Genomic DNA, 22,494 nt, shown 5'->3' with positions numbered 1-22,494 from the left:
GGGAATAGAGTAGTCGATAATAATTCCTGGCCGGGATCGGTCAGTTAATCTTTGCTTTTGTAGCTTTTAGAAGATTAAAAGGCCGATGGATAACCATCGGCCTTCTTTTTTTATAAGGGGTGAGAGAATGGAAAGCACAGGGAGACTAAGCACAAGGATACTGGAACACCTGAGCGACCCACTAGTAAAATCGGCAGTTAGAGTTAAGTCCGCACTGCTGGGAGAAGCAAACAACTTCCTTCGGGGAAAAGGCTTTGTGGAACTTCTTCCCACCGTTGTATCTCCGATAACCGATCCACTGAACCATGAAGTTCATAACGCGAAGTTTCATTATTACGATCAGGAGTATCGTCTAACGCAGTCTATGATTTTCCACAAGCAGTTGGCATGCAAGTCATTTGACAGGATTTTCATAGTATCTCCTAACGTGAGACTAGAGACTTCTGAGAAGGCGCTGTCGGGAAAACATCTTTTCGAATTCAGTCAGATCGATCTGGAAATCAAGAACGCGTCCAGAGATGACGTGATGTTACTTGTTGAAGATCTGCTGGCCAGCGTAATTACAACAATTAAAGAGAGCTGTAGAAGGGAACTGGAGTATCTGTCTTCAGACCCTTTAGTACCCTCCCGACCATTCGCAAAAGTGAAGTTCATGGATGCTTACGAACAGTATGGAAAAGACTTCGAAACCGTTCTGTCCTCCAGCTTCACTGAACCCTTCTGGTTGATAGACTTCCCAATTTGGGAGAGGGAGTTCTACGACCTCCTGTCTGATGATGGAAAGACACTCAAAGACATGGACTTGATTCTTCCAAAAGGATTCGGAGAGACCTTGTCTGGTGGAGAGAGAGAGTGGGAACACCCAAGGATTATTAACAGAATGGAATTCAAAGGTACTGACCCCGAAGAACTTGCCTGGTACATGGAGATAGCAGAAATGAGAGAACTCATTCCAACAGCGGGTTGTGGAATTGGAGTCGAAAGACTTGCCAGATATGTATGCTCTCTTGACAACGTCCTGAAAACCAGGCTATTCCCGAAAGTTCCAGGGCAGAGCTGGATATAACGAAAACTCCCCCTTACGGGGGAGTTCTGGCTCCAGCGGAGGGACTCGAACCCCCAACCGTCCGGTTAACAGCCGGATGCTCTGCCATTGAGCCACGCTGGAACACATTGATTATTGTAACTCGAATCTAAAGTTATTTCAAGTAGCCAAAGCTACTGATTGGAGGTTTCGATTCTTCCGACTGGTCGAGTAGCGACAAGTGAAGTTCCCTCACCGTCGATGTCATCTATCAAAACGTCCCCTATCTTCACCGGCGCCTCAACGGCTATTCTTCTGATTAAGCTCATCTTTTCGAGTATTAGGGCTCTGTCAATTGGGCCTGTGGTCTTCGCTGAAGCAAGAGGGAGTTCTCCGTTCAAAACTCTCACGCTGGTCGTAAGTATTCGTTTCGGCATTACGAGTTCATTGAGTGCGTATTCCTGACCTCTTGGGCATTTGTTACCAGTTACTTCGTATTTCTCATCCTTCTTTCTTACAGATATCTTGCAACCTACGGGGCAGATCACACAGGTAATATGTCGTTTCATGTTAACACCTCTACAGTCAGTTGTCCTGCATCCAGGAGAGGAGCCAGCTTATCCTTGTTTATGACCACTTGGATCATCTCACTTGGAACTCCGTAAGAAAAACCCTTTTCGTAGTTCAACTCCTTTAGTACTACTCTTCCCTCATCCATGGGCTTCCTCAGTCTTATGTACAATCTCAAGTGTTCTTCCATATCGACAATGCTTGGAACCAGTACTCCCACGTTTTCTCCTCTTATGACCGGAACTCGGTCACCTGACGTGTTCTCGCCAAGTGAGAAAAGAGCAGCATGTCGGCCAGCTATCCAACCCTCAGCTGCCACATAATCAACCAGGTCAAACACAGCCACATTGTTTCCTGCAGCGAAGACACCTTCTATGCTACTTTCACCGGTATTGGAAACGATGAAACCTCGATTAACAGGATCTATCATCAAATCATTATCGAAATCCTCAACCTGTGGCAACAATCCTGCCGATAGAATCAGCGTGTCTGTCTTCAATTTCTTCGAGGTGCCAGGAACAGGCGTGAATTTCTCATCGACTCTTGAGATCTCAACTTCCTCAAGCCTTCCGTTGCCATAAATGCCAGTAACCGTTGTCGACAGAAGAAGCGGGATACCATAGTCCTCTAGACACTGAACAATGTTTCGCGTAAGCCCACCTGGATACGGCATTCGCTCAACTACTGCCACAACCTCGACACCCTCAAGGGTTAGTCTTCTGGCCATTATCAACCCAATATCCCCCGAACCAAGTACAACTGCACGTCTTGACGGCAGATAGTTCTCCAGATTGACAAATCTCTGTGCCAGTCCAGCTGGCAGAACCCCAGAAGGTCTATCTCCTTGTATCAGCAATGACCCAAATGGTCTCTCTCTTGCACCGGTCGAAATCACGAGAGCCCTTGACTCTATTTTGAAGGCACCTTGTGGTGACAACACCAAAGCTTCCTTCCTCCGGACATCAATTTCCCGAACATATGATTCACCTATCACATCTACCCTTTCCTGACTCATCTCACTCTGTAGTCGAGCTGCAAACTCCGGACCAGTAAGTTCTTCATGATAAAACTGAAGTCCAAAACCATTGTGAATGCACTGATTCAAGACGCCGCCAACTACTGCCTCTCTTTCGAGCAGGGTTACTTTGACACCCTGTTTCGCTGCGCTGAAGGCACCGGCCATTCCTGCGGCTCCCCCGCCAATTACAAGTACGTCTGTGATGAGTCTCTTCATTGTCTCACCTTCTCGCTTACTATCCAGCTTCTTTCATTGTTCTGTCTAATCTCCGACAGGTCTTTTTTCAGCTCTCTGGCCAGAATTCTGGCAATACTTGAACTGCAAAATCCGCCTTGACATCTACCAAAACCAGCTCTTGTTCTAAACTTAATTCCATCCACAGTCCTCGCTCCATCTCTTATTGCCTGAATCACCTCTGTCTCAGATACCTCGTTGCACTGGCATACAATCCTTCCATAGGCGGGATCCTTGTCAATGAGTTGTGATGCTCGCTCAAACGAAAGCTCTTTTATTCTCTCTCTCTCTTTGATGCTAGAAACGAAATCATCTCTTTCGACCAGGCGAATTCCTGTTTCGGGGACTATTCTAGTCACAACATATTCTGCAATCGCCGGTGCTGCAGTTAATCCGGGAGACCTGATGGCTCCAACCGTGATGAAGTTCTCTAGTTCTTCTGCCTTTCTTATGTAGAAATCCTTCTGATCTGTCTCCGGTCTTAGTCCGGCAAAGGACTTGACATACCAGCCTGGATTGTCTATTCCGGGAATCAGATACTCCCCGGAATTTCTAACAGAGACCAGCCCCTCATAAGTAGTACTTACATCTTCAGGAGTAAATCCCGGCAACTCGACAGAAGTGGGACCAAGTAGAACACCTCCATCAACCGTTGGAACAACGAGTCTTCCTTTCCCTTCGGCAGTTGGGAGTGGAAAGATAATCCTTTTTACAAGCGAACTTGCTTTCTTATCCAAAAGAATGTACTCTCCCTTTCTCAATTTAACGGAAGGCACATCAACTCCGAAGCTTGATGCAACTCTCTCGAAGAATACCCCCGCAGCGTTTATCACTAAATCAGCCCTTAGCTTTCTTCCCGATCTTAGAAGAACCTTCTCAATCCTCCCATTTCTCATAGTACCGCCCACTACCTCATCGCTTGTGATTATTTTGCCTCCGTTTTCAGAGACGTTTATCGATGAAGAGATAGCTACCATCCATGGCTCGGTAATACCGGCACTGCTGCAAAGAAGTGCAAAGTTGAACTCATCAGAAATGTATGGTTCTAGACTCTTCAGTTCACTCTTCTCAACAATTCTGAGTCCTTCCACACCATTTCTGATGCCGTTTTCAAGGAGCTCCTCAAGTCTTGGCAGTTCGTCTCTGCCTCTGGCGACCACAAGTGACCCTGTCCTCTTAACAGGAAACTTTAGCTCTTCAGAAAGCCTGGTAAACATCGAATTCCCGGCGGCACAAAGTTTCGCTCTTAGAGTATCTGGCGGATCATCGTAACCACCATGCAAAATCGCCGAATTCGCCTTGGTAACGCCTTGACCTATATCCTCGGACTTCTCAACCAGAACGACTTCAATTTTGTATCTTGTGAGTTCTCGGGCAATTAGCGAACCGACAACTCCACCACCAATAACCACCGCCTGCATTCCGGCACCTCCAATAAGAAAACCACGCCATCAACTTATGGCGTGGTTTTCTCATAAACTCTACCACGTTTACTCGAATTATATCACAAATGTTTTTTCAGATTACGGATACCTGAAAAGCAAAGAGCACATAAGCGATCTACAGAACATGGTGTATCATCGATTAAGGGAGGTTTACTATGCTTAAGGGAATCATTGCAGCTTTATGGGATAGAAAAGAGAGGCCGGAAGCCGTTATACCGGAGACGGTTTTTTTTCTCAATGGAGGTTTGTTTGAAGTTCAAGAGAGAATAGACCAGTTCAAATCTGCTGGCAAAAGGGTATTTGTTGATATCGATTTCGTGTCTGGACTTTCTGGAGATGAAGACAGCGTTATCTACCTTAAGAAGAGCGGGGTAGATGGGATAATCACGGCTAAACTAAGGATTTTTAAGCAAGCCGTTAACGTTGGTTTGAATCAGAGCTTGTTGAGGTTCTTCGTTCTTGACTCGAGGGCCGTTGACAAAGGAATACAGCAAATCGTATCTAATGGTATAAGAAATATTGAGATACTCCCTGGAATTGTTGCGGCGAAAATCGCCCCAAAGATCAGAGCACACGCACCCGACATAACGATTGTCGCCGCTGGACTCATAGATACCGCTGAAGAGATTGAGACTCTCAAAAAACACGTGGATGCCGTTTCCACAAGTTCCACGACCCTATGGTCCTACAGATGGTAATTATCTGCTGATTCTTGGATCAAGCGCATCCCTAAGACCATCTCCGAGAATATTCAGGCTCAGTACGATTATGGCGATCATAAGACCGGGAAAGAGGACGATCCATGGTGCGCTAAGTAGATAAGATGTGCCTTGACCTACCATACCTCCCAAAGTAGGTTCTGGTGGAGGTAAACCAAGACCAAGAAACCCAAGAGATGCTTCTGTAAGAAGGGCAGTTGATACGTTTGTTGTGAAAGTGACTATGAGTATAGAGGAGATGTTTGGAAGGATGTCGGTCAACATTATTGAAATACCCTTCTTTCCCAACGCCTTTGATGCCTTTACATACAGACTGTCCTTCAGAGACAAAGTGGCTCCCCTAACAGTCCTTGCAAAAATCGGGACGTAGACCAACCCTATTGCGAATATCAGATTGGCCATGCTTGAACCAAATAGTGCAATAATGAAGAGAGCCAGTATTAACGAAGGGAAGGCAAAAAAACTGTCCATGATCCTCATGATTATCAGATCAGTCCAGCCGCCTATGTAGCCGGAAAGGAGTCCCAACAAGGTCCCTATAATAGCAGATAGTGCTATTGCGCTGGACGCAATGATCACACTCTTCTGAACTCCATATATTGATCTTGAGAACACGTCTCTTCCAAACTGGTCTCCACCAAACAGATGACTCCAGGTGGGTTTGCTCATGAAAGAATCCATATTCATCTTATACGGATCGTACGGAGCAAACAAACCAGGAAGCAGAGTCACCATGATTATAACTATGATAATCGCCATACTCACTATGTAAATTGGATTATTGATAAGTCTTCTGAATACATTAAGCAATCTCTCTCACCTACCGAAGTTCAACACGAGGATCGATGAGTGTGTATATTATGTCTACCGCTATGTTCAACATAACTATCAGAATACCTATAAAAAGAACAATTCCCTGAACAACTGGGTAGTCTCTTTCATTCACTACATTGAGAAGAAGTCTTCCCATTCCCGGAAGCGCAAACATATTCTCAATAACGATTGTCCCGCCAAGAAGATATCCAAGCTGAATGCCGGAAAGCGTTACCACAGGAACCAGAGCGTTTCTCAGTGAATGCTTAAAAATAACATTTCGCACACTTACCCCCTTTGCTCTTGCCGTCCTAACATAATCCTGATTCAGCACGTCCAGCATCGAGGTTCTCGTAATCCTTAAGATCTGGGCAGCAACCATCAAACCCAATGTGAGCGAAGGAAGAAACATCACTTGAAGATTGGAAATTAGATCTACTCCCGGTCTTACATAGCCAAAGAGATTGAAGCCGTGAAAGGTACCTGAGAAGAGAACTATGAAGATCGCCCCCACCCAAAAGGATGGGGACGAAAGACCGATGAGGCCGATTATCCTTACGAAATTGTCAATGAAACCATTTCTTTTGATTGCAGATATGATTCCCATTGGAATACCAAACAACATAGCGAATCCAAGAGAGAATAATGACAGTTCAAGAGTAACGGGAAATCTCTCTCTTATTAGTTCGGTTACGGTTCTTCCCGTTCTAAGTGAAGTTCCTAGATTGAAAGAAAGGAGGTTTCTCACCCATATTCCATACTGAACGACTAAAGGCTTATCTAGACCATATTCAGTATAGAGCTGCTCTATTTGGCTTTCACTAAGATAGTTCTGAGTTCCTAGCATCATGTCCACCACATCGCCGGGAACTATGTGGATTGCAATGAAAACCAAAAATGTTACTAAGAGAACAGTGGGGATTGCCGAAAGCAACCTCCTGACAATGTATCCGAACTCCATTCTCTACCTGCTTATTACTCTTTGCGAGTTTCTCTCAAGAAAACAAGACTCTCGTTAGCCAGAGATCTGAACCCTTGAACAGCGTTATTCGAAGCGAATATCGTGTTTGCCGAATACAGGAACAGAATCGGTGAGTCTTCCACAAGCTTTTTCTGGAGCTCTCCATAGATCTTCTGTCTTGCAACAATATCCGACTCGCTTCTTCCTCTGTCAAGGAGTTCATCGACCTCGGGATTGCTGTAAAGGAATACATTGGTTGATCCACCGGTTCTGAAGGTCCTGTTGAACTGAATATCCGGATCAATAGAACCACTGTTCATGGAAATGAAAGAATCGAAATCGCTTTCTCTCCATTTGCTAATGAAGATACCCCATTCCACAATGTTTATCTTTGCTGTGACGCCAACTTCCGCAAGCTGAGCTTGAATAACTTGGGCAACCTTGTCGAAGTTATATCTCTGGGCAGCAACTATCTCAAACTCAAAACCATTTGGATAGCCTGCCTCCGTTAGCAGCTGTTTCGCCTTTGCTGGGTTGTAAGTGTACTCCTCAAACTCATTTGGCTGGAGCGCCCAAAAATCAAGTTCCGGGTTTAGAGGACCTGTTATAGTTGCTTCGTCGAATGCAACCGCCTTGACGATCATCTCTCTGTTTACTGCATAATTCAGAGCATTCCTAACCTCTGGCTTACTTAGAGGACCTCTGGTTGTGTTGAACCCCAACAAGTAATAGCTTAGAACAGGTGTTCTATATATCTTGAATCTATCTGAGGGCAGTTGTCTCAAACTAAGCGGCTCGCTAATCTTTGCCAGATCGACATCTCCGTTTCTTAGCGCGGAGACCCGTGTTACCTCCTCAGGCATGATCATCATCTTTATTTCGCTTAGATAAGGAAGTCCCTCCACAAAGTACTCGGTGTTCTTTCTCAGCGTTATGTAGTTACCTGCTACAAATTCGGCCATAAAGAACGGGCCTGTTCCATTCGTCACGAGCTGAAGATTTGCTCCTGACTCTACAAAACTCTTCGAAAGTATTGCGCTATTGACACCTGCAAAGTTAGGTAAGAGAGAAGAGGCCATTGGAATCTTTAACTTGAACTCGACTTTGTTGCCTTCTATGGCCTTTATAGATTCGACTTCACCATAGTAAGTGGCTGCGGGAGCTTTCACTTCCGGGTCTCTAATCCTTTCAAATGTGAACAAAACATCTTCAACAGTTAGGGATTCTCCGTTGTGGAATTTGACTCCTTCTCTGATCTCGAACACGATGGTATAAGGATCGACAACTTCGAAGTCTACAGCAAGGTTAGGTATTAGGTTCATGTTCTCATCGTACTTCAGGAGACCGTCATAGACGTTTTCAAGAACTCTGTGCGAAGCAAAAGCAGTCACAAGAGTCGGATCGAATCCTACAGGTTCGGTTTCGATAGCCATCACCAATACGCCGCTTACTGCGAACAGCGCTACAGACAATACAGTTATTAGAAGCAATGCCAGATACTTTCTCACACTAACACCTCCCAAGTTTAGATGCTATTGATTTCTACTTTCCAACAAAATAGGATCATTTGGTCTTTCTACGTCGTATATTAACATCCTGTTTCCCGATTTCACTATCATAAGCCTCCCCGAGACTGAGATTTCATCGACCTGCGTAAGCTCCAGATCTCTTAGCACAACTGGTGATGCCGGAGTGCTTATGTCAACAATCGCTACTCCTTTGTCGGTTGAAGCGTAGAGAATATCGTCTGAGACTTCGATCTTCAAGACAATGTAGTACCTTCCAACGGTGCTCTTCAGCGATCTCAAAGTATCTATAAGTTTCAGTCCACCGTTTATGCCCGCTTCCCCGGAAAAGACAATGCCGTTCTTCTCGGCAACGGCTCTAGAATAACCTTCGAGAGAAAGATCGAAGCTTGAAGTGCGATCGACGTATCCCGTCCCTTCTCTCTGAAGAATCTTTATTCCTGAGAGAGCATCGGCCAAATAGATTCTTGAAAGGTCCTCAGTAACGAACAAATCTACCGGCGTTGTCCAATCTCTGTAAACAACATCCATCCCTTCGGGAATTCCGCTGCTATTAAGGGAGACTCTGACAACGACTCCAGCGCTCTTATTGTCTAGAATCCAAAGGTAACCTCCCTCAAGCACTATTTTGACCGGAGAGGTATTTGTTGCGATCGTTCCAATAACCTGTGCCTCACCCGAACTATAATCAATGGTTGTTAGTCTTCCCGTCCCTTCTATCACGTAGACAAGATTCCCTTTAACCACAACAGGCACTTCACCATCATAGTTATAACGAACCTCCATGATATCGAGGCCCGAAGTATCCAAAGAAACTATATTCAATGCCTCTCCGAAGTAGATCGCTGTTACACTTCTTTGATCATGAAGTTCCGGTTCTCCAGAAGACTGCGTTCTGAACTGAACTGTTGAAGTTGATGCAAGCAGACTCCCGTCCCTCCACAGTTCAACTTTCCAGTAATACGTACTGTCTTCCTTCAGTCGGTCCTGATACTGAAATGAGTTACCCGCTGTCGTAGCTACTAGAGACATCTGATCTTGATACTCGCCCAGATAAATTCTGAACTCTCCCGCCTGCGCTCCCGTAACCTTCCATGAGAAGACAGGTCTGATATCGGCAACTGAATCTGCAGCTGGAGCTTCTACCTGCAGATCGACTTGACTCGTTACCACATAAAGGGTCCTCGTCTCTGAGGTAACTGTGTTTTCGCCGTCCGTTGCCACAACGTACCATCTATAGATTCGATTCATGATTAGACCGGATATTCTGATTTGATTTGTCTGCATTGACTCTCTATAAAGCTCAAGATCAGATCCCGAACCAAAATACACCGAATACCTGAGCTGATCTCCGTCAGGATCATAGCCTGACCATGTCAAATCAACATAGGTTTCACCGATCGCCCTTCCATCGACGGGACTGATTAAAGACAGTTCTGGAGGTCTGTTTTCAACTGAGAATCGGAAAGTCTCGCTTCTTATTGTGGCTCCACTATTGTCTGTCAACTGAACGAACCATTCATATGTTCGTCCCGGAAGAAGCCTTCCTGTTTGATAACTGTCGCTCGAAACCGTGTAACGTGAAAGGCTACCCAGTTCTCCAAAATAGACTTCCTTCTGCCTTATCATTTCTGTATCACCGTCTAAAACCCATTTCAATGTTACTCCCGAAGCCGACACTTTTTCTCCGTTCCTCGGCGCTTCAAGCAACACTCCAAACGGCTGTCCGGAAATGAAACTGACCGGCTCGCCTGCATACTCGACGTTGTCTCTCAAGACAGATACAGCCCAGAAGTACTGTCTACCGTCCTCAAAAGATAGTTCGGGTCTGTATTTGTTGTCCTGAACAACTCTTCTGACAATGGGGTTATGATCTGAATCATAAAGTCGGAAGACGTATCCCGAACTCTGTTGTGAATATGACCAAGAGAACTCTCTGTCGTTCTCGAATACTCCACCGGAAGGATAAATGTAGTCTAGTCCCGAAACACGGCTTTTTATAGGTATTTCGAGAATCCCTTTTTCACCTCCGGGATCCTCTGCCACGATTGTCAACAAGTAATCCCTTCCGGAAATGAGATTGGTTATGACATATCTCTCAAGGTTATTTCCGATAGCTACCGGGCGCCCCAACGACTCTTCGGCAAGGTCGACATATACTCCCACCTCAAGGTCTTCTCCTTCAGGATCGTCCAGCTCCCATTCAACAACAAGAGGCGTCGTTGCCCCCTCCAGGAACATGCGAGAAGGTTGAAGAAGCTTAATGACTGGCTTCTGGTTGCCTGTAACAAACGATGAGTACCTGCTCTTGGAGCTCTTCCCACCATCATCAATAATCTCCACGGCCCACTCATATCTTCGCCCAGGTTCAAGCTCACCGATAGTGAAAGAACTCTCTGAGGCAGAATACACTTTCTCAACGAATTCGGTTCCGCGCAAGTAGATCTTTGTTGAAACGATTACCCCGTCCGGGTCGTTACCTTCCCATCTCAGGGTCAGATCCCTTGTAGAGACTTCCGAAGCACCGTCCATTGGGAATATGAGGCGCGGAACCTCGGGTGGGAGGTTTTCGGTCTCAAAAGACCAGATTTCTCCTGCAATCTCGGAACCGTCCTTGATCAAATCTACCCGCCAGAAGTACCTGGTGTTGCTCAATATATCCTGAGTAAGCTCAATATCCGGTCTATCGAGGACGCGTTCGATGACTGTGTTGTTCATCTCGATGTCATTTGCAAGAACAAACCTGTAAGAAAGGCCCTCTCTCTCTCCATCGATTTCCCAAATGAAACGGGTGTGCGAACGGGGTACTTCTTCTTCTCCAGGTCTGGGCGATACCGGTAGAACTACTGCCAGCGACTTATCTCCCGTTCTGAAGACCGCTTCTTCGCTTCTGACAAATGCGCCCCTAGAGTCAGTCGCAACAACATACCAACTGTACTCTTCGTTTTCTCCAAGATCTCGTACTACACGTTCTTGAGAATCTATAGGTCCAATTACTCTAGAATCATCTAGCGACTTCAGATGAAGCTCATAGCTTATCGAGTCGCCATCTTGATCCTCGCCGACCCACCTGAAAGAGACAGCCGATGGCTCTACCCCTTCCCGAGAAACCGGGTTAACAACGGCTACACTAGGAGCTCGGTTTCCCGGTACTATTTGCATCTCTTTGCTTGCCTCGCCACCATGATTGTCACTGGCTTTTATGACTAAACTGTAACTAGTCCCCTCGTCCAGAGCTGAAAGAAAAACGGATGTCATTCTGCCCGAAGCAATCCTGACAGGTTCTTCATCTTCAGCCCCGAAGAAGACCTCGGTTGTAACACTATCCCCATCGGGATCCACTACGCTCCAAGTTACCGGTATTGAGGACTGCCCGGGAGGCGCAAAGGGATACTTCATATCAATTACAGGAGCTCTGTTTGAAGTCCGGAAGATCCACTCTTCGCTCTTCTTCTCCTTACCTGATGCGTCCCTCACTACAACATACCAGCTGTAAGTTGTGTGTCCTTTAAGAGAAGGAATAACTATATCCGTTGAATTCGTGGTTCCGATGAGGGAATGCCTCGACTGACCTTCCGCAAGATAGACATCGAAATAAAGTGGTTCGGGATAGTACTCGAGAGGAAGTGAGGTCTTCCATGAGAGGCTCCTCCTTCCAGCATCGAAATCGCTAGCTCCGCTTCTTGGGTTTTCCGGCGTAACTGCAGGAAGATCTGCCCTCATCTGTGTTGTGAAACTCTCAGTATAAGAAGTAGATTCACCTCCATACGAGTCCTTCGCAACGACTTTCCAGTAATACTTCGTCGAGTAATCAAGTCTCTTTAGTAACGAAACGTCAACCATCGTTTCGTGCGTTCCTCTAATGAGAAGGTCCTTCTCATCTAATCTTGGCTCTCTGCCAAAATACACGTCGTATACTAACTCATCTCCATCAGGATCATTGGAACTCCAGTTAAGTGTAAGATCTTTTAGGGGGACATTTCCCAGGTTTCTGCTGGGTGGAATTAGCTCTGGTCTTCTAGGATAAGTATTCATGAGTACGAACGTCCAGATTTCACTTTCTGCAGATTTTCCGCCTTCTGTGTAAACCCTTACTTTCCACCAATACTGAGAATGAGGGTCAACCTCAAACTCATGAGAGAAGGAAAATATCCCCTCAGTAGGGGAGGTCAGATCACCCTGAAGGTCAAGTGCCAATCTGGTCAAACTATTTCTGTCCTTGCCAGCGAAGACTTCTGCTAAGAGGCCATGCCTTGGACGTTCATATACAGCTTCCCATCTTAATTCTACCTTTTCAGCATATTGGATTCTCTCTGCATTTTTCGGAATTGGCGAGACATTCGAGATAAGTATTTTCGGTTCTGGAACGGGCCAGAGGAAAAATGCTGCAACTACGGCAGCTACAATTACCAGGAGCAAAGTAATGATAATCGGCACTATCGTGGAACCTCTGTAATAGTGCAACGTGAATCCCTCCTCAGACTCTTAGTCCAATCTCGTGCGAAATAGAATTGTCGGCATTCCGCTCTATTGTATCCTCGGATAACCGCAGGCCACTAAGTTTCTTGATATGGTTCGACTGAACAAGAAACTCGTTAGAAATCATCTCTATAGTGATGTACCCCAGCTCAACTCTTCTTGCAAAACCGTTTTTAGGATTATCATCAATCATCTCTACGACGGGCTTCCATGTCCCGGCATTAGCGTAGAATTTCTCTTCTCCGTTGCTCGAAATCATCCGCAATACGTGGCGGTGATTATGACCCATCACAACACCTTTCAGTTCACCTGGAACGATAGGCGGGGCTTTGTCACCATACATCAGAAAGAACTCACTGTTCATGGCCTTTTGAAAGCCTTTCTTTCCCTCCGCACCAAGCAGTCTTCTCCCTTGCCTATATAGATTGTCAGTCTTCTTCAACTTTCTGACTGCCATCACGATTCTCACCATCAGACTTCCGAGTTTCATACCGCCGTGCCTGTTCACAAACAACCCCTCAACGACCTTCAAAACCGGCCAGTTAGCATCTATCCAACGTTGTGCATCATGGCTCTTCAAAAGAATAAGAAATTGCCTTGACCACTCCGCCTGTAAGTCCGAGTCGACCTCATACACTCTCCTTAAGTATTCAAGCCACTGAAATACATCGAGAGTAGGGTGCACATTCTGATAATCCCTTACCACCTGCTCGGGAAGCTCGGTTCTCATGAGACATTTGTCAAAGTTCTCCATCATGAACCGGGCCATATAGTCACCAAAAGGCTGCATAAGATTGCCGTTCTTCCTATCTCTGAAGAATCTGTTCACAATGTCGTACTGATTGCCGTGAATGGCCAAAGTCTTGAACTCTCTGTCAAGATAATAAGGCAGGATTTCAACCTTCTCTTCGTCTCCCAGTAACTCCTTCAACTTGTGACGGAGTCTCTCACTGAAAAGCAAAAGGGAATCATGGTTTCCAACAACGTATTTCACTCTTCCACTCTCGGCGAACTCTCTGAATGCTCTGAACACTTCCTGATGTTTGCTCTCAATAGCATCGACAATCGATACATCGATCTCTTTCAGCAATCTGTCAAAAGGCAACATCCGTCTGCTTCTAATAAACTCTGACATCAGCAACTCAAGACCATCACCAACAATTACGATCTCGCCGAAACCTTTGTCCTTGGAGCTGAGTATCAGCTCGATGAGATCCGAATCGAACTTGAAGTCATCCTTTAACGTTCCGTCACCTATGTGAAGATCACTCAGATATAGTTTTTTCACCATGGACCTCCTAATTTACATGATACCGCAAATCCTCTTTCAAGATTCAATATTTCGCGAAATTGCTGGTTCCAATATCGTTGTAAAGATGAGACAATATAACGATGGACAGGCTATGGTATTTGCTGGATCTTTCTCTAGCTTTGCCGCTCTTATTGAACGGTTTTGATGCGTTTATCGCAGCTCTTGGTGTATGTGTCTTTATTAGCTTTTCTATGCGCGGTTACGAGGGAATCACTTTTTCCGATCCAGATAAGCAGAAGGCTTCTTCCCTTGGATCCGTTGTTTTGTCTTGCTTATTCGGGGCTTTGTTGATTCGTTTATCACCATGGATAGCCCTACCTACTCTGACACTTACCGCTCTGAGATACTTCTTTCTATACAGGCTTTCTCACGAGAGCTTCAATGAAGAGAAGTTGATGCTTATTGAAAGAGAACCAATAGAAACCAAGAAAACCTACGACAGAATCAAGAGAGTACTTGACATAGTCCTCGGAGTCGCGATGCTCGTCCTGTTCGGCCCTGTCATCGGAGTAATTGTGCTGACCTCAGTTATCTCTAGCGGAAGACCTGTATTTATTTGCCAGAAGAGGATCGGAAAGGACTGCAGGGAATTCGAAATGTATAAGTTTAGAACTTTTGAAACAAAGGCGGGTAAAGATAGGATTACTCGCCTAGGCAGATTCTTGAGACCTCTAAGATTGGATGAACTTCCTCAGATAATCAACATCATAAAGGGAGACATGAGCTTAGTCGGGCCAAGGCCAGAGCTCCCATCATTTCACAGCCTCGGAATGGAGAACATACCCGATTACCCACTAAGACTCTTAGTCAAACCCGGACTCACAGGTTGGGCGCAGATCAATTACAAGTACACAACAACACTTGAAGAGTACAAAGTAAAAACTGCTTACGACCTCTATTATGTCAAGAACAGGTCGTTGATGCTAGACTTCAGGTGTCTCTTGAAAACACCCTTTGCAGTGTTTCTGGCTCTGCTGAGAAGCGATGGCTGAATAGAAACGAGGGGCACCTGGCCCCTCGGATTACCTTCTTCATCATAGCTACCCTTTGGCGATTTCCTCAAGCTCCTTCTTTCTCTCAATTACGCTCTTGCTGTTGTTCTTGTAATGAGTATGGAGTAGTTCGTGTGAGAGGTGTCCTAGGGGCTTCTCCAAATACTCTTCGTAAAGCTTTAGAATTCCCGGATTTTCATGAGATTTCCTGATTTTGGAAGACTTGTCAATACTATATATTGCTTCCATTCTCTTTTCCAAATAACCAGGAACACTCGATTTCGGTTGACCGCCGCCACCTATACAGCCACCTGGACATGCCATTATCTCGACAAAATGGTAGAAGGCTTCACCTGAACGTATCTTGTCCATCAACTTGACAACATTGCTTCCACCATGAGCAATCGCAACTTTTACTTTAGTGCCCTTCATTTCTATTTCAGCTTCCTTCACACCTTCGAATCCGCGAGCAAAGTCGAAGTCAAGTCTGGGCAACTCTTCCCCGGTGTATACCTCGTACGCGGTTCTCAAAGCCGCTTCCATGACGCCTCCAGTTGCTCCGAAGATAGCTGCAGCTCCTGTTGAGATCCCAAGAGGATTGTCGTATTCTTCCTCTTCAAGCGACTCGAAGGGTATCTTATGCATTTTGATAAGTTTCCCGAGCTCCCTGGTTACCAGAACTGCATCCGTCGATTGGGCACCTCTTACTTGAAGTGTATCTCTCCCCTTCTCATCTTTCTTAGCAGTACAAGGCATGATGGAGACCAGGTAAATGTCTTCCGGCCTTTTACCAATCTTCTCCGCGAAGAAAGTCTTGACAAGAGCACTCATCATTTCTTGAGGAGACTTGGCAGTTGAAAGGTTCTCGGTGTACTCCGGGTATAGTTTCTCCATCATGTTAACCCATCCAGGGCAACAAGAGGTGAACATCGGGAACTTTCCACCTTCCTTAACTCTTTCGAGTAGTTCAGAGCCTTCCTCCAGAATTGTCAGGTCAGCAGAGAAATTCGTATCGAACACATAGTCGAACCCTAGCTTTCTGAGTGCAGCAACCATCTTGCCGGTGCTAACGGTTCCGGGAAGTTCTCCAAACTCTTCAGCCAACGCAACGCGCACTGAAGGAGCCGTCTGCGCAATGAGAACTTTATCATGTCTCTTCAGTTCGGCAACAACATCTCTGAACTCCATCCTTTCGGTAATAGCTCCAACCGGGCATACCGCTGAACACTGACCACAATTTATACAGTCAGTAGCTGCAATAGGGGCTCCGAGAGCGGGTAAAGGCAGAACATGATATCCCCTATTTACAGGTGATAGAATTGATAGGCCCTGGAGTTCATCACATGCTCTAACGCATCTTCCACAATCAATACACTTGTTCATGTCTCTGAACAGCGATGGACTGGAAGTGTCATAAGAAACATTTCTGAGGGTCTTCGGGAACATGTCTTTAACATCGTATTGATATATCAGATCCTGAAACTCGCATCTACCATTCACATCACAGGTCATACAGTCATTGGGGTGATTTGAAAGCAGAAGACCAAGGTTGAATCTTACGGCCTTGTTCACTCTTTCAGAATTCGTCTTAATCTTCATTCCATCAGCGACCTGAGTTGCGCATGCGGGCGAGAGACTACGAGCTCCCTCAACCTCGACGACACAGACCCTGCATGATCCAACAACAGAGAGGGCAGGGTGATAACAGAGCGTTGGAATATCCATTCCAACTTCACGGCAAGCCTCAAGAATACTCTGATCCTCTTTCACGGAATAGTCCTTGCCGTTAATGGTAATTGTCACGGGCACCGAACAGCACCTCCATTCGAAATCTTCAGTTATTGAGAGAGAAGAAACTAGATTGTGATTTTTCTATCAAATAGATTCTAGCATATTGATCGCCCCTTATGCCAGGTATTAGGTTAAAATTTACCCACAGGGAAACAAATGAAAGGCAACATGGTTAGACGTGTTAAACAGTATGCGAGTCTCCGACTAACGATTGGGAGGAGTTCTCACTAAAGGTATTCAGAACCCATTCCATTTGGGCATGGAACAGGAATAAGACTATAATAGACTTGATTACTATTATGGTCTCTATGGAGGTTATGCGGTATGAGAAAATGGTTCTTCTGGGCGTTGTTGATGGTCGTGGTAGCAGTCGTATTTGCCATCAGATTGCTTCCTGATGTGCTTAACAAACCCCCTGTGATGAGCATTCCAGACATGATAATCAACGAGGGTGATATTCTTTCTATAGATCTACACGATTACTCAAGCGACGAAAAGATGGCGTCTCTCACCTACAGAAAGTTAGCGGGCCCTGGAGAAATCAGGGACACATTCTATACATTCTCGCCGAGTTATCAGCAGTCTGGAAAACACACAGTTACGATTTCGGTTGCTGACCAGAAAGAGCAAACTGCCGAATCCACATTTGTCATTACCGTTAGGGAAGTGAATCGTCCACCAGTGCTATCAGTGCCGGATCAGGTAATTGCGCACAACGAAACCGTTTCCATAGATCTTGATGAGTTCGCAGAAGATCCAGATTTGGATCCTCTTACGTACAGAATCTCTTCTGGCAACGGTCAGATAATTGGCAGCAGTTACACATACAAACCGGACTTTGCAACAAGAACAGAGGAAAGTATAACCATAACAGTTCTTGACGGTCGCGGAGGAAATGATGATTCAACATTCTTGATATTGAATAAGGCGTTCATTACAACTCCATCAACACCATCAGCTGACTCCACAACAATCGAGTCAGCAACAGCAGTCACCATTACTCCCGAAGGAACAGACGCTTCTTCGCGATTAGTAACAGCTGAAACAAGAAATCTTCCACCGGTGTCGAGCATCCCTGATCAGACTCTGGACCAGGGCAATACACTCGTTCTGGATCTCCGAACCTTCATAAGGGATCCGGAAAATGATCCAGTTTCGATAAGAATTAGTTCGGGCCCTGGTGAGGTAGAGAGATCACTCTATTCATACACAAGTACCGAGAATGACTCAGGCATAAAGACCGTTGTTCTACAGATTTCGGACGGTTTAAATACTGTTGAAGATAGCTTTCAAATCAGTATCGCCACTAAAAACAGAGTACCGGTAGCTTCGAACATTCCCGAGAGAACGATTGAAGTTAATGAACAACTTACGCTTAACCTCGGCAATTACTTCTCAGATCCTGACGGAGACATACTTTCATACCAGCTTGTCAGCGGTTCCGGAAGAATCGCCGGTAGTCAGTATACTTTTCAATCATCTGATCCAGGAAGATACTCAGCAACTATCAGAGCCTCCGATGGAAAGGGCGGATCGGTAGACAGAACAGTGACATTCAATGTAAGTCAAACAAATAACCCGCCTGTGATCTCAATTCTTCCGAGGAGGATTTCTGAGGGAGAAAGGCTGACGATTAACCTTTCAGATCACGCTTCCGATCCAGATAATGACCCGCTTAACTACTCACTAGTTTCAGGTCCGGGAACAATTCAGGGAAGAACTTACACTTTTGACGCAGACTATGGCAGCGCGGGAAGCTACGAAGCGGTTGTTTCAGTGAGCGATGGAAAGGGCGGATCGGCAAGAGCAACGGTAAGAATTGATGTCAGAGAGAGCAATAGACCCCCTGTTTTGAACATACCAGGGTTCACGATAGCAGAAGGTTCTAGACTTGTTGTTGATCTGAATGAATACTCATCTGATCCGGACAATGACAATCTATCATTTGAGATCGTTCAGGGAATGGGAACGATTGAAGGAAGCAGGCTGATAATTGAACCTGGGTACGAGGATTACGGCTTCTACACATTCGTCGTAAGTGCATCAGACGGTAAGGGAGGTACGGCAAATGCTTCTTTTGACGTGCTCGTTACAGATACGAACAGGCCGCCCGAATTCAATATTCCAGATCAAACCACAATAATCTCAAGAACTCTTCGGCTTGACTTGAGACAGTTCAGCAGCGACCCCGACGGAGACTATCTTAGATACGAACTAATCTATGGACCTGGAGTGTTGACCGGTAGCATCTACTCATTCATTCCTGAAACACTTGGATCAAGCACAGTTATGCTTAGAGCTAGTGATCTCAAAGGCGGGGAGGCTACAGCTGCTTTTACAATAACCGTAAGATAATATACTCACTGTTTGCCATCTTAGGTTGCCTTTCGGGTTCAAGGGATATTAATACCAACTAGACTTGATTATGAGCTATTATCTTGTTGGCGCTCTCTATTCCTTTCGCTTAGTACTGAAGTATGCTATAATAAGTTTGGTAGCGGGGGAGAAGATGAATACAGGAGGTTTGTTACATGATTGAAAAAGAATTGAAGAGAACTCCATCAGGAGATCAGAAGGGACTCGAACTCGAGACAGATAGAACCCTTAATCTAGTTGAGGTATCATTCGAGGACAGAAGAAAATAATCATTTGTTCTTGTCACTAGAAAACAGGTTTTGATGCTATTCATAACGAAGGCTGCGTATGCAGCCTTTTTCGCTAGATGATGCAACTGGAAATCCAACTAACGCCTTCTGAAGGGCTAACGTTACCCTTTATGCTCAGATCTACTTATTGTATAATGATTCAGAAAGGTTATCATTTTGACTTAAGGGGGCAAATCATGGAAATATCGAAACGCGGAATTCTTATGCCATCTTCTCCTATAAGAAAACTAGTGCCTTTTGCACAGAAAGCGAAGGAGAAAGGTGTGAAAGTCTATCATCTCAATATCGGTCAGCCTGACATTGAAACTCCAAGAGTGTTTTATGATTACATGAATAAGCTATCAGATTCTGTAGTCTCATACTCGCCTTCAGATGGAATAAGAGAGCTAAAGCAAGCTTTTTCAGACTATTTCCAGTCATGGGAAATAGACGTTTCGGCCGATGAGCTTCTTGTCACTTCGGGTGGCAGCGAGGCGATTCTTTTCGCCCTTGCTGCTGTCGCTGATCCTGGCGATGAGATTATGTTGATCGAGCCATTCTACGCAAATTACAAAGGCTTTGCCAACATGCTGGGACTCAATGTGAGGTCCGCTACGTCGAAAATATCAAACGGATATCGGCTGCCCGCTGACGAAGAACTATCAAAGGCCTTGACAAAAAGGACGAGGGCGATTCTATTCTCAAATCCTTCTAATCCCACGGGAGTAGTTTATACAGAGCGTGAGTTAAGGAGACTTATCGACTTCGCAAGAAGAAATGATCTATATATTATCTGCGACGAGGTGTATCGAGAAATCGTTTTTGATGAAATAAAGCCTTCTTCAATAATGACGCTTGATTCAGGACAGGACATAATTATCGTTGATAGTATTTCTAAGAGATTCAGCAGCTGTGGCGCAAGAATTGGTTGTGTGGCAACAAAAAACAGTGAGCTTTACAGAACAATGATGAAGTTTGCTCAGGCAAGATTATCTCCTCCAACCATTGCTCAGCTTGGAACAATTGGCCTTCTAACGCTTGGTAAAGAATACACTGATTCGGTGAGAAGAGAGTATGAACTCAGAAGAAATGTGGTCTTTAAAGAACTGAGCAAAATCGATGGAATAGAGATGCAAAAACCCTCTGGTGCTTTCTATATCTCGGTCAAGCTTCCTGTTGAAGACGCTGAAGAATTCGTCAAATGGATGCTTACAGACTTTTCCTATGATGGAAGCACTGTAATGGTGGCGCCGCTGGAGGGATTCTATTCGAGTGAAGGCATTGGACGAAAAGAAGTTAGGATTGCTTATGTTCTTTCTTCAGAAAAGATGAAGATCGCCATTGAAGTATTGGCTTTAGGTCTAAAGGAATATAATCGCTTGTTCGTTTCTGTCTAGTAGACTTTCCAAAAATCGAGCTCTATCGACTATTTCAGAACAAAGGAAGGAGTCCATGGCAGTTATGGATTCCTTTTCTCATTTTAGCGTTGCGGTAAGCATTTTGTCCTTGCTTATTACGAGAATTTTTTACAGGAAAGATGCCATAGATCTAATCTATGAGTATGAAGCATTTCAGACAAAGCAAGCTGGCACGAGCTCTTTTCAACCCTACTAGTTGATGCTACAGCGAGTGAGCAACTTCCCTCCGGTTTAGTGTGTCTGATATCATAGTTACGAAATGATGGGGGGAGGTGGATCATGAAAGTGAAAAACGCGTTATATGCTCAATCCGGGGGCGTTACATCCGTAATCAACGCATCAGCTTATGGGACGATTGTTGCGGCGCTTGAGAGTGAAGGAATCGACAGGATATTTGCCGGAATAAATGGTATCAAAGGAATCCTCAACGAAGAGCTTCTTGACTTGACGGAAGAAACACGGAGTGAGATAGACAGGATTCCCTACACTCCTGGCGCGGTATTCGGCTCTTGCAGAACGAAAATCGACAGCGATGAGGACTTCGATAGATTGTTCAGAGTCTTCGACGCTCATTCCATCCGTTACTTCTTCTATAACGGGGGCAATGATTCAATGGATACCGCCAACAAGATCGATAACAAAGCAAAAGAACTCGGCATTCCATTGCAAGTGATAGGAATACCCAAGACTGTTGATAATGATCTCATGGAAACCGATCACTGTCCTGGATATGGTTCCGCTGCAAGATTCACTGCGATTTCGATAATGGAGGCGACGAGAGATAAGAGATCAATGTACAGCGATTCCACAAAGGTTTTCATTATGGAGTCTATGGGGCGTCATTCAGGCTGGCTTGCTGCTTCAGGTTCACTTGCAAGTAGTGACCGATTCCACGGTCCTCAGATCATACTTTTCCCGGAAGTACCCTTCAACGAAGATGCCTTCATTGCAAAAGTAGATGATGTAATCGTAAGAGAGGGCTATTGTTCGATCGTTGCGTCAGAGGCTCTTAAGAGGCCTGATGGATCATACATATCTACTGCCGGATACTACGATTCCTTCGGAAATGTGCAGCTCGGGAAGATAGGGCAATACCTCGAAAAGACAATTCGCGATTCCTTGAAGTGCAAAGTGCATGTCGCTATCCCGGATTATCTTCAGAGGTCTTCAAGACACATTGCAAGCCTTATAGATTGGCAAGAAGCAGTTGAGGTAGGAGCACTAGCAGTCAGGGAAGCACTAGAAGGGGTAAGCGGAGTGATGGTCTCAATTCGCCGATTAAGTAATAGGCCCTATCTGAAGAAATACTGCACAGTTGATCTGGAGAGGATCGCCAACGGAACGAAAGACCTTCCTAAAGAATTCATCTCGGAAGACGGATTTCACGTTACTGAGGAGTTCAGATCCTATGCACTACCGCTCATACAGGGTGAAGCTCCAAATCTCTATCTACATGGTCTGCCCATATACGAGAATCTTGAAAGAAGAAAGGTGGAGAAGCTCCTCTGATATGAAGCTCCCCGTTCCGCATATGGCCGGGACGGGGG

Annotated in this window: 15 protein-coding genes and 1 tRNA gene; 6 read left to right on the top strand and 10 right to left on the bottom strand. The window is 45.2% G+C overall.

The genetic code is table 11. From position 1 onward, the window contains the following. Positions 1-127: 127 nt before the first annotated feature. Positions 128-1,066, top strand: coding sequence for an asparagine synthetase A (locus tag RJ60_RS01990; RefSeq protein ID WP_099830567.1), 939 nt, complete (start codon positions 128-130; stop codon positions 1,064-1,066). A 27-nt stretch (positions 1,067-1,093) separates the two neighbouring features. Here RJ60_RS01990 and RJ60_RS01985 read toward each other — a convergent pair. The 4 genes from RJ60_RS01985 to RJ60_RS01970 form a co-directional block, all read right to left on the bottom strand. Further along, positions 1,094-1,168, bottom strand: a tRNA-Asn gene (locus RJ60_RS01985). 50 nt (positions 1,169-1,218) lie between these two features. Next, complete coding sequence (locus RJ60_RS01980; protein ID WP_099830566.1) at positions 1,219-1,593, bottom strand: DUF1667 domain-containing protein; 375 nt, start codon at positions 1,591-1,593, stop codon at positions 1,219-1,221. After that, positions 1,590-2,828, bottom strand: coding sequence for an NAD(P)/FAD-dependent oxidoreductase (locus RJ60_RS01975; RefSeq protein ID WP_099830565.1), 1,239 nt, complete (start codon positions 2,826-2,828; stop codon positions 1,590-1,592). Before RJ60_RS01975 ends, RJ60_RS01980 begins: the two co-directional genes overlap by 4 nt. Next, positions 2,825-4,267, bottom strand: a complete 1,443-nt coding sequence (locus RJ60_RS01970) for an NAD(P)/FAD-dependent oxidoreductase (protein ID WP_099830564.1) — start codon at positions 4,265-4,267, stop codon at positions 2,825-2,827. The genes RJ60_RS01975 and RJ60_RS01970 overlap by 4 nt, the downstream gene beginning before the upstream one ends. A 179-nt stretch (positions 4,268-4,446) precedes the next feature. Between RJ60_RS01970 and RJ60_RS01965 the strand changes: the two genes are divergently transcribed. Then, positions 4,447-4,989: a glycerol-3-phosphate responsive antiterminator gene (locus RJ60_RS01965; RefSeq protein ID WP_099830563.1), complete on the top strand. Its 543-nt coding sequence runs from the start codon at positions 4,447-4,449 to the stop codon at positions 4,987-4,989. Here RJ60_RS01965 and RJ60_RS01960 read toward each other — a convergent pair whose 3' ends face one another. The 5 genes from RJ60_RS01960 to RJ60_RS01940 are packed head-to-tail and all read right to left on the bottom strand — an operon-like array spanning position 4,990 to position 14,080. Beyond that, positions 4,990-5,820, bottom strand: a complete 831-nt coding sequence (locus RJ60_RS01960) for an ABC transporter permease (RefSeq protein WP_099830562.1) — start codon at positions 5,818-5,820, stop codon at positions 4,990-4,992. Between the two features lie 10 nt (positions 5,821-5,830). After that, positions 5,831-6,784, bottom strand: a complete 954-nt coding sequence (locus tag RJ60_RS01955; protein WP_099830561.1) for an ABC transporter permease — start codon at positions 6,782-6,784, stop codon at positions 5,831-5,833. Between the two features lie 14 nt (positions 6,785-6,798). Beyond that, positions 6,799-8,292: an ABC transporter substrate-binding protein gene (locus RJ60_RS01950; protein WP_099830560.1), complete on the bottom strand. Its 1,494-nt coding sequence runs from the start codon at positions 8,290-8,292 to the stop codon at positions 6,799-6,801. A gap of 24 nt (positions 8,293-8,316) precedes the next feature. Continuing rightward, positions 8,317-12,774: a hypothetical protein gene (locus RJ60_RS01945; RefSeq protein ID WP_099830559.1), complete on the bottom strand. Its 4,458-nt coding sequence runs from the start codon at positions 12,772-12,774 to the stop codon at positions 8,317-8,319. Between the two features lie 13 nt (positions 12,775-12,787). Then, positions 12,788-14,080 carry a hypothetical protein gene (locus tag RJ60_RS01940; RefSeq protein ID WP_243392402.1) on the bottom strand — a complete coding sequence of 431 codons (1,293 nt, stop codon included), beginning with the start codon at positions 14,078-14,080 and terminating at the stop codon, positions 12,788-12,790. Positions 14,081-14,181: 101 nt separating this feature from the next. Between RJ60_RS01940 and RJ60_RS01935 the strand changes: the two genes are divergently transcribed. Continuing rightward, complete coding sequence (locus tag RJ60_RS01935) at positions 14,182-15,093, top strand: sugar transferase (protein WP_099830557.1); 912 nt, start codon at positions 14,182-14,184, stop codon at positions 15,091-15,093. 48 nt (positions 15,094-15,141) lie between these two features. On the opposite strand, the gene RJ60_RS01930 is transcribed toward RJ60_RS01935, so the two are convergent. Further along, positions 15,142-16,902 carry an NADH-dependent [FeFe] hydrogenase, group A6 gene (locus RJ60_RS01930; RefSeq protein WP_099830556.1) on the bottom strand — a complete coding sequence of 587 codons (1,761 nt, stop codon included), beginning with the start codon at positions 16,900-16,902 and terminating at the stop codon, positions 15,142-15,144. 306 nt (positions 16,903-17,208) lie between these two features. Between RJ60_RS01930 and RJ60_RS01925 the strand changes: the two genes are divergently transcribed. From RJ60_RS01925 to RJ60_RS01915, 3 genes are all read left to right on the top strand, one after another. Beyond that, positions 17,209-19,239: an Ig-like domain-containing protein gene (locus RJ60_RS01925; protein ID WP_099830555.1), complete on the top strand. Its 2,031-nt coding sequence runs from the start codon at positions 17,209-17,211 to the stop codon at positions 19,237-19,239. A 487-nt stretch (positions 19,240-19,726) separates the two neighbouring features. Beyond that, positions 19,727-20,926, top strand: a complete 1,200-nt coding sequence (locus tag RJ60_RS01920; protein WP_099830554.1) for a pyridoxal phosphate-dependent aminotransferase — start codon at positions 19,727-19,729, stop codon at positions 20,924-20,926. 306 nt (positions 20,927-21,232) lie between these two features. Next, positions 21,233-22,456 (top strand): 6-phosphofructokinase, encoded by a 1,224-nt coding sequence (locus tag RJ60_RS01915; protein ID WP_099830601.1) that lies wholly within the window; start codon positions 21,233-21,235, stop codon positions 22,454-22,456. The last annotated feature ends 38 nt before the right edge of the window (positions 22,457-22,494 follow it).

This window comes from Mesotoga sp. B105.6.4, assembly GCF_002896535.1.
Lineage (GTDB): Bacteria > Thermotogota > Thermotogae > Petrotogales > Kosmotogaceae > Mesotoga.
Note: the sequence above shows the minus strand (reverse complement) of the source record. Positions and strands in the feature narration are given on the sequence as shown.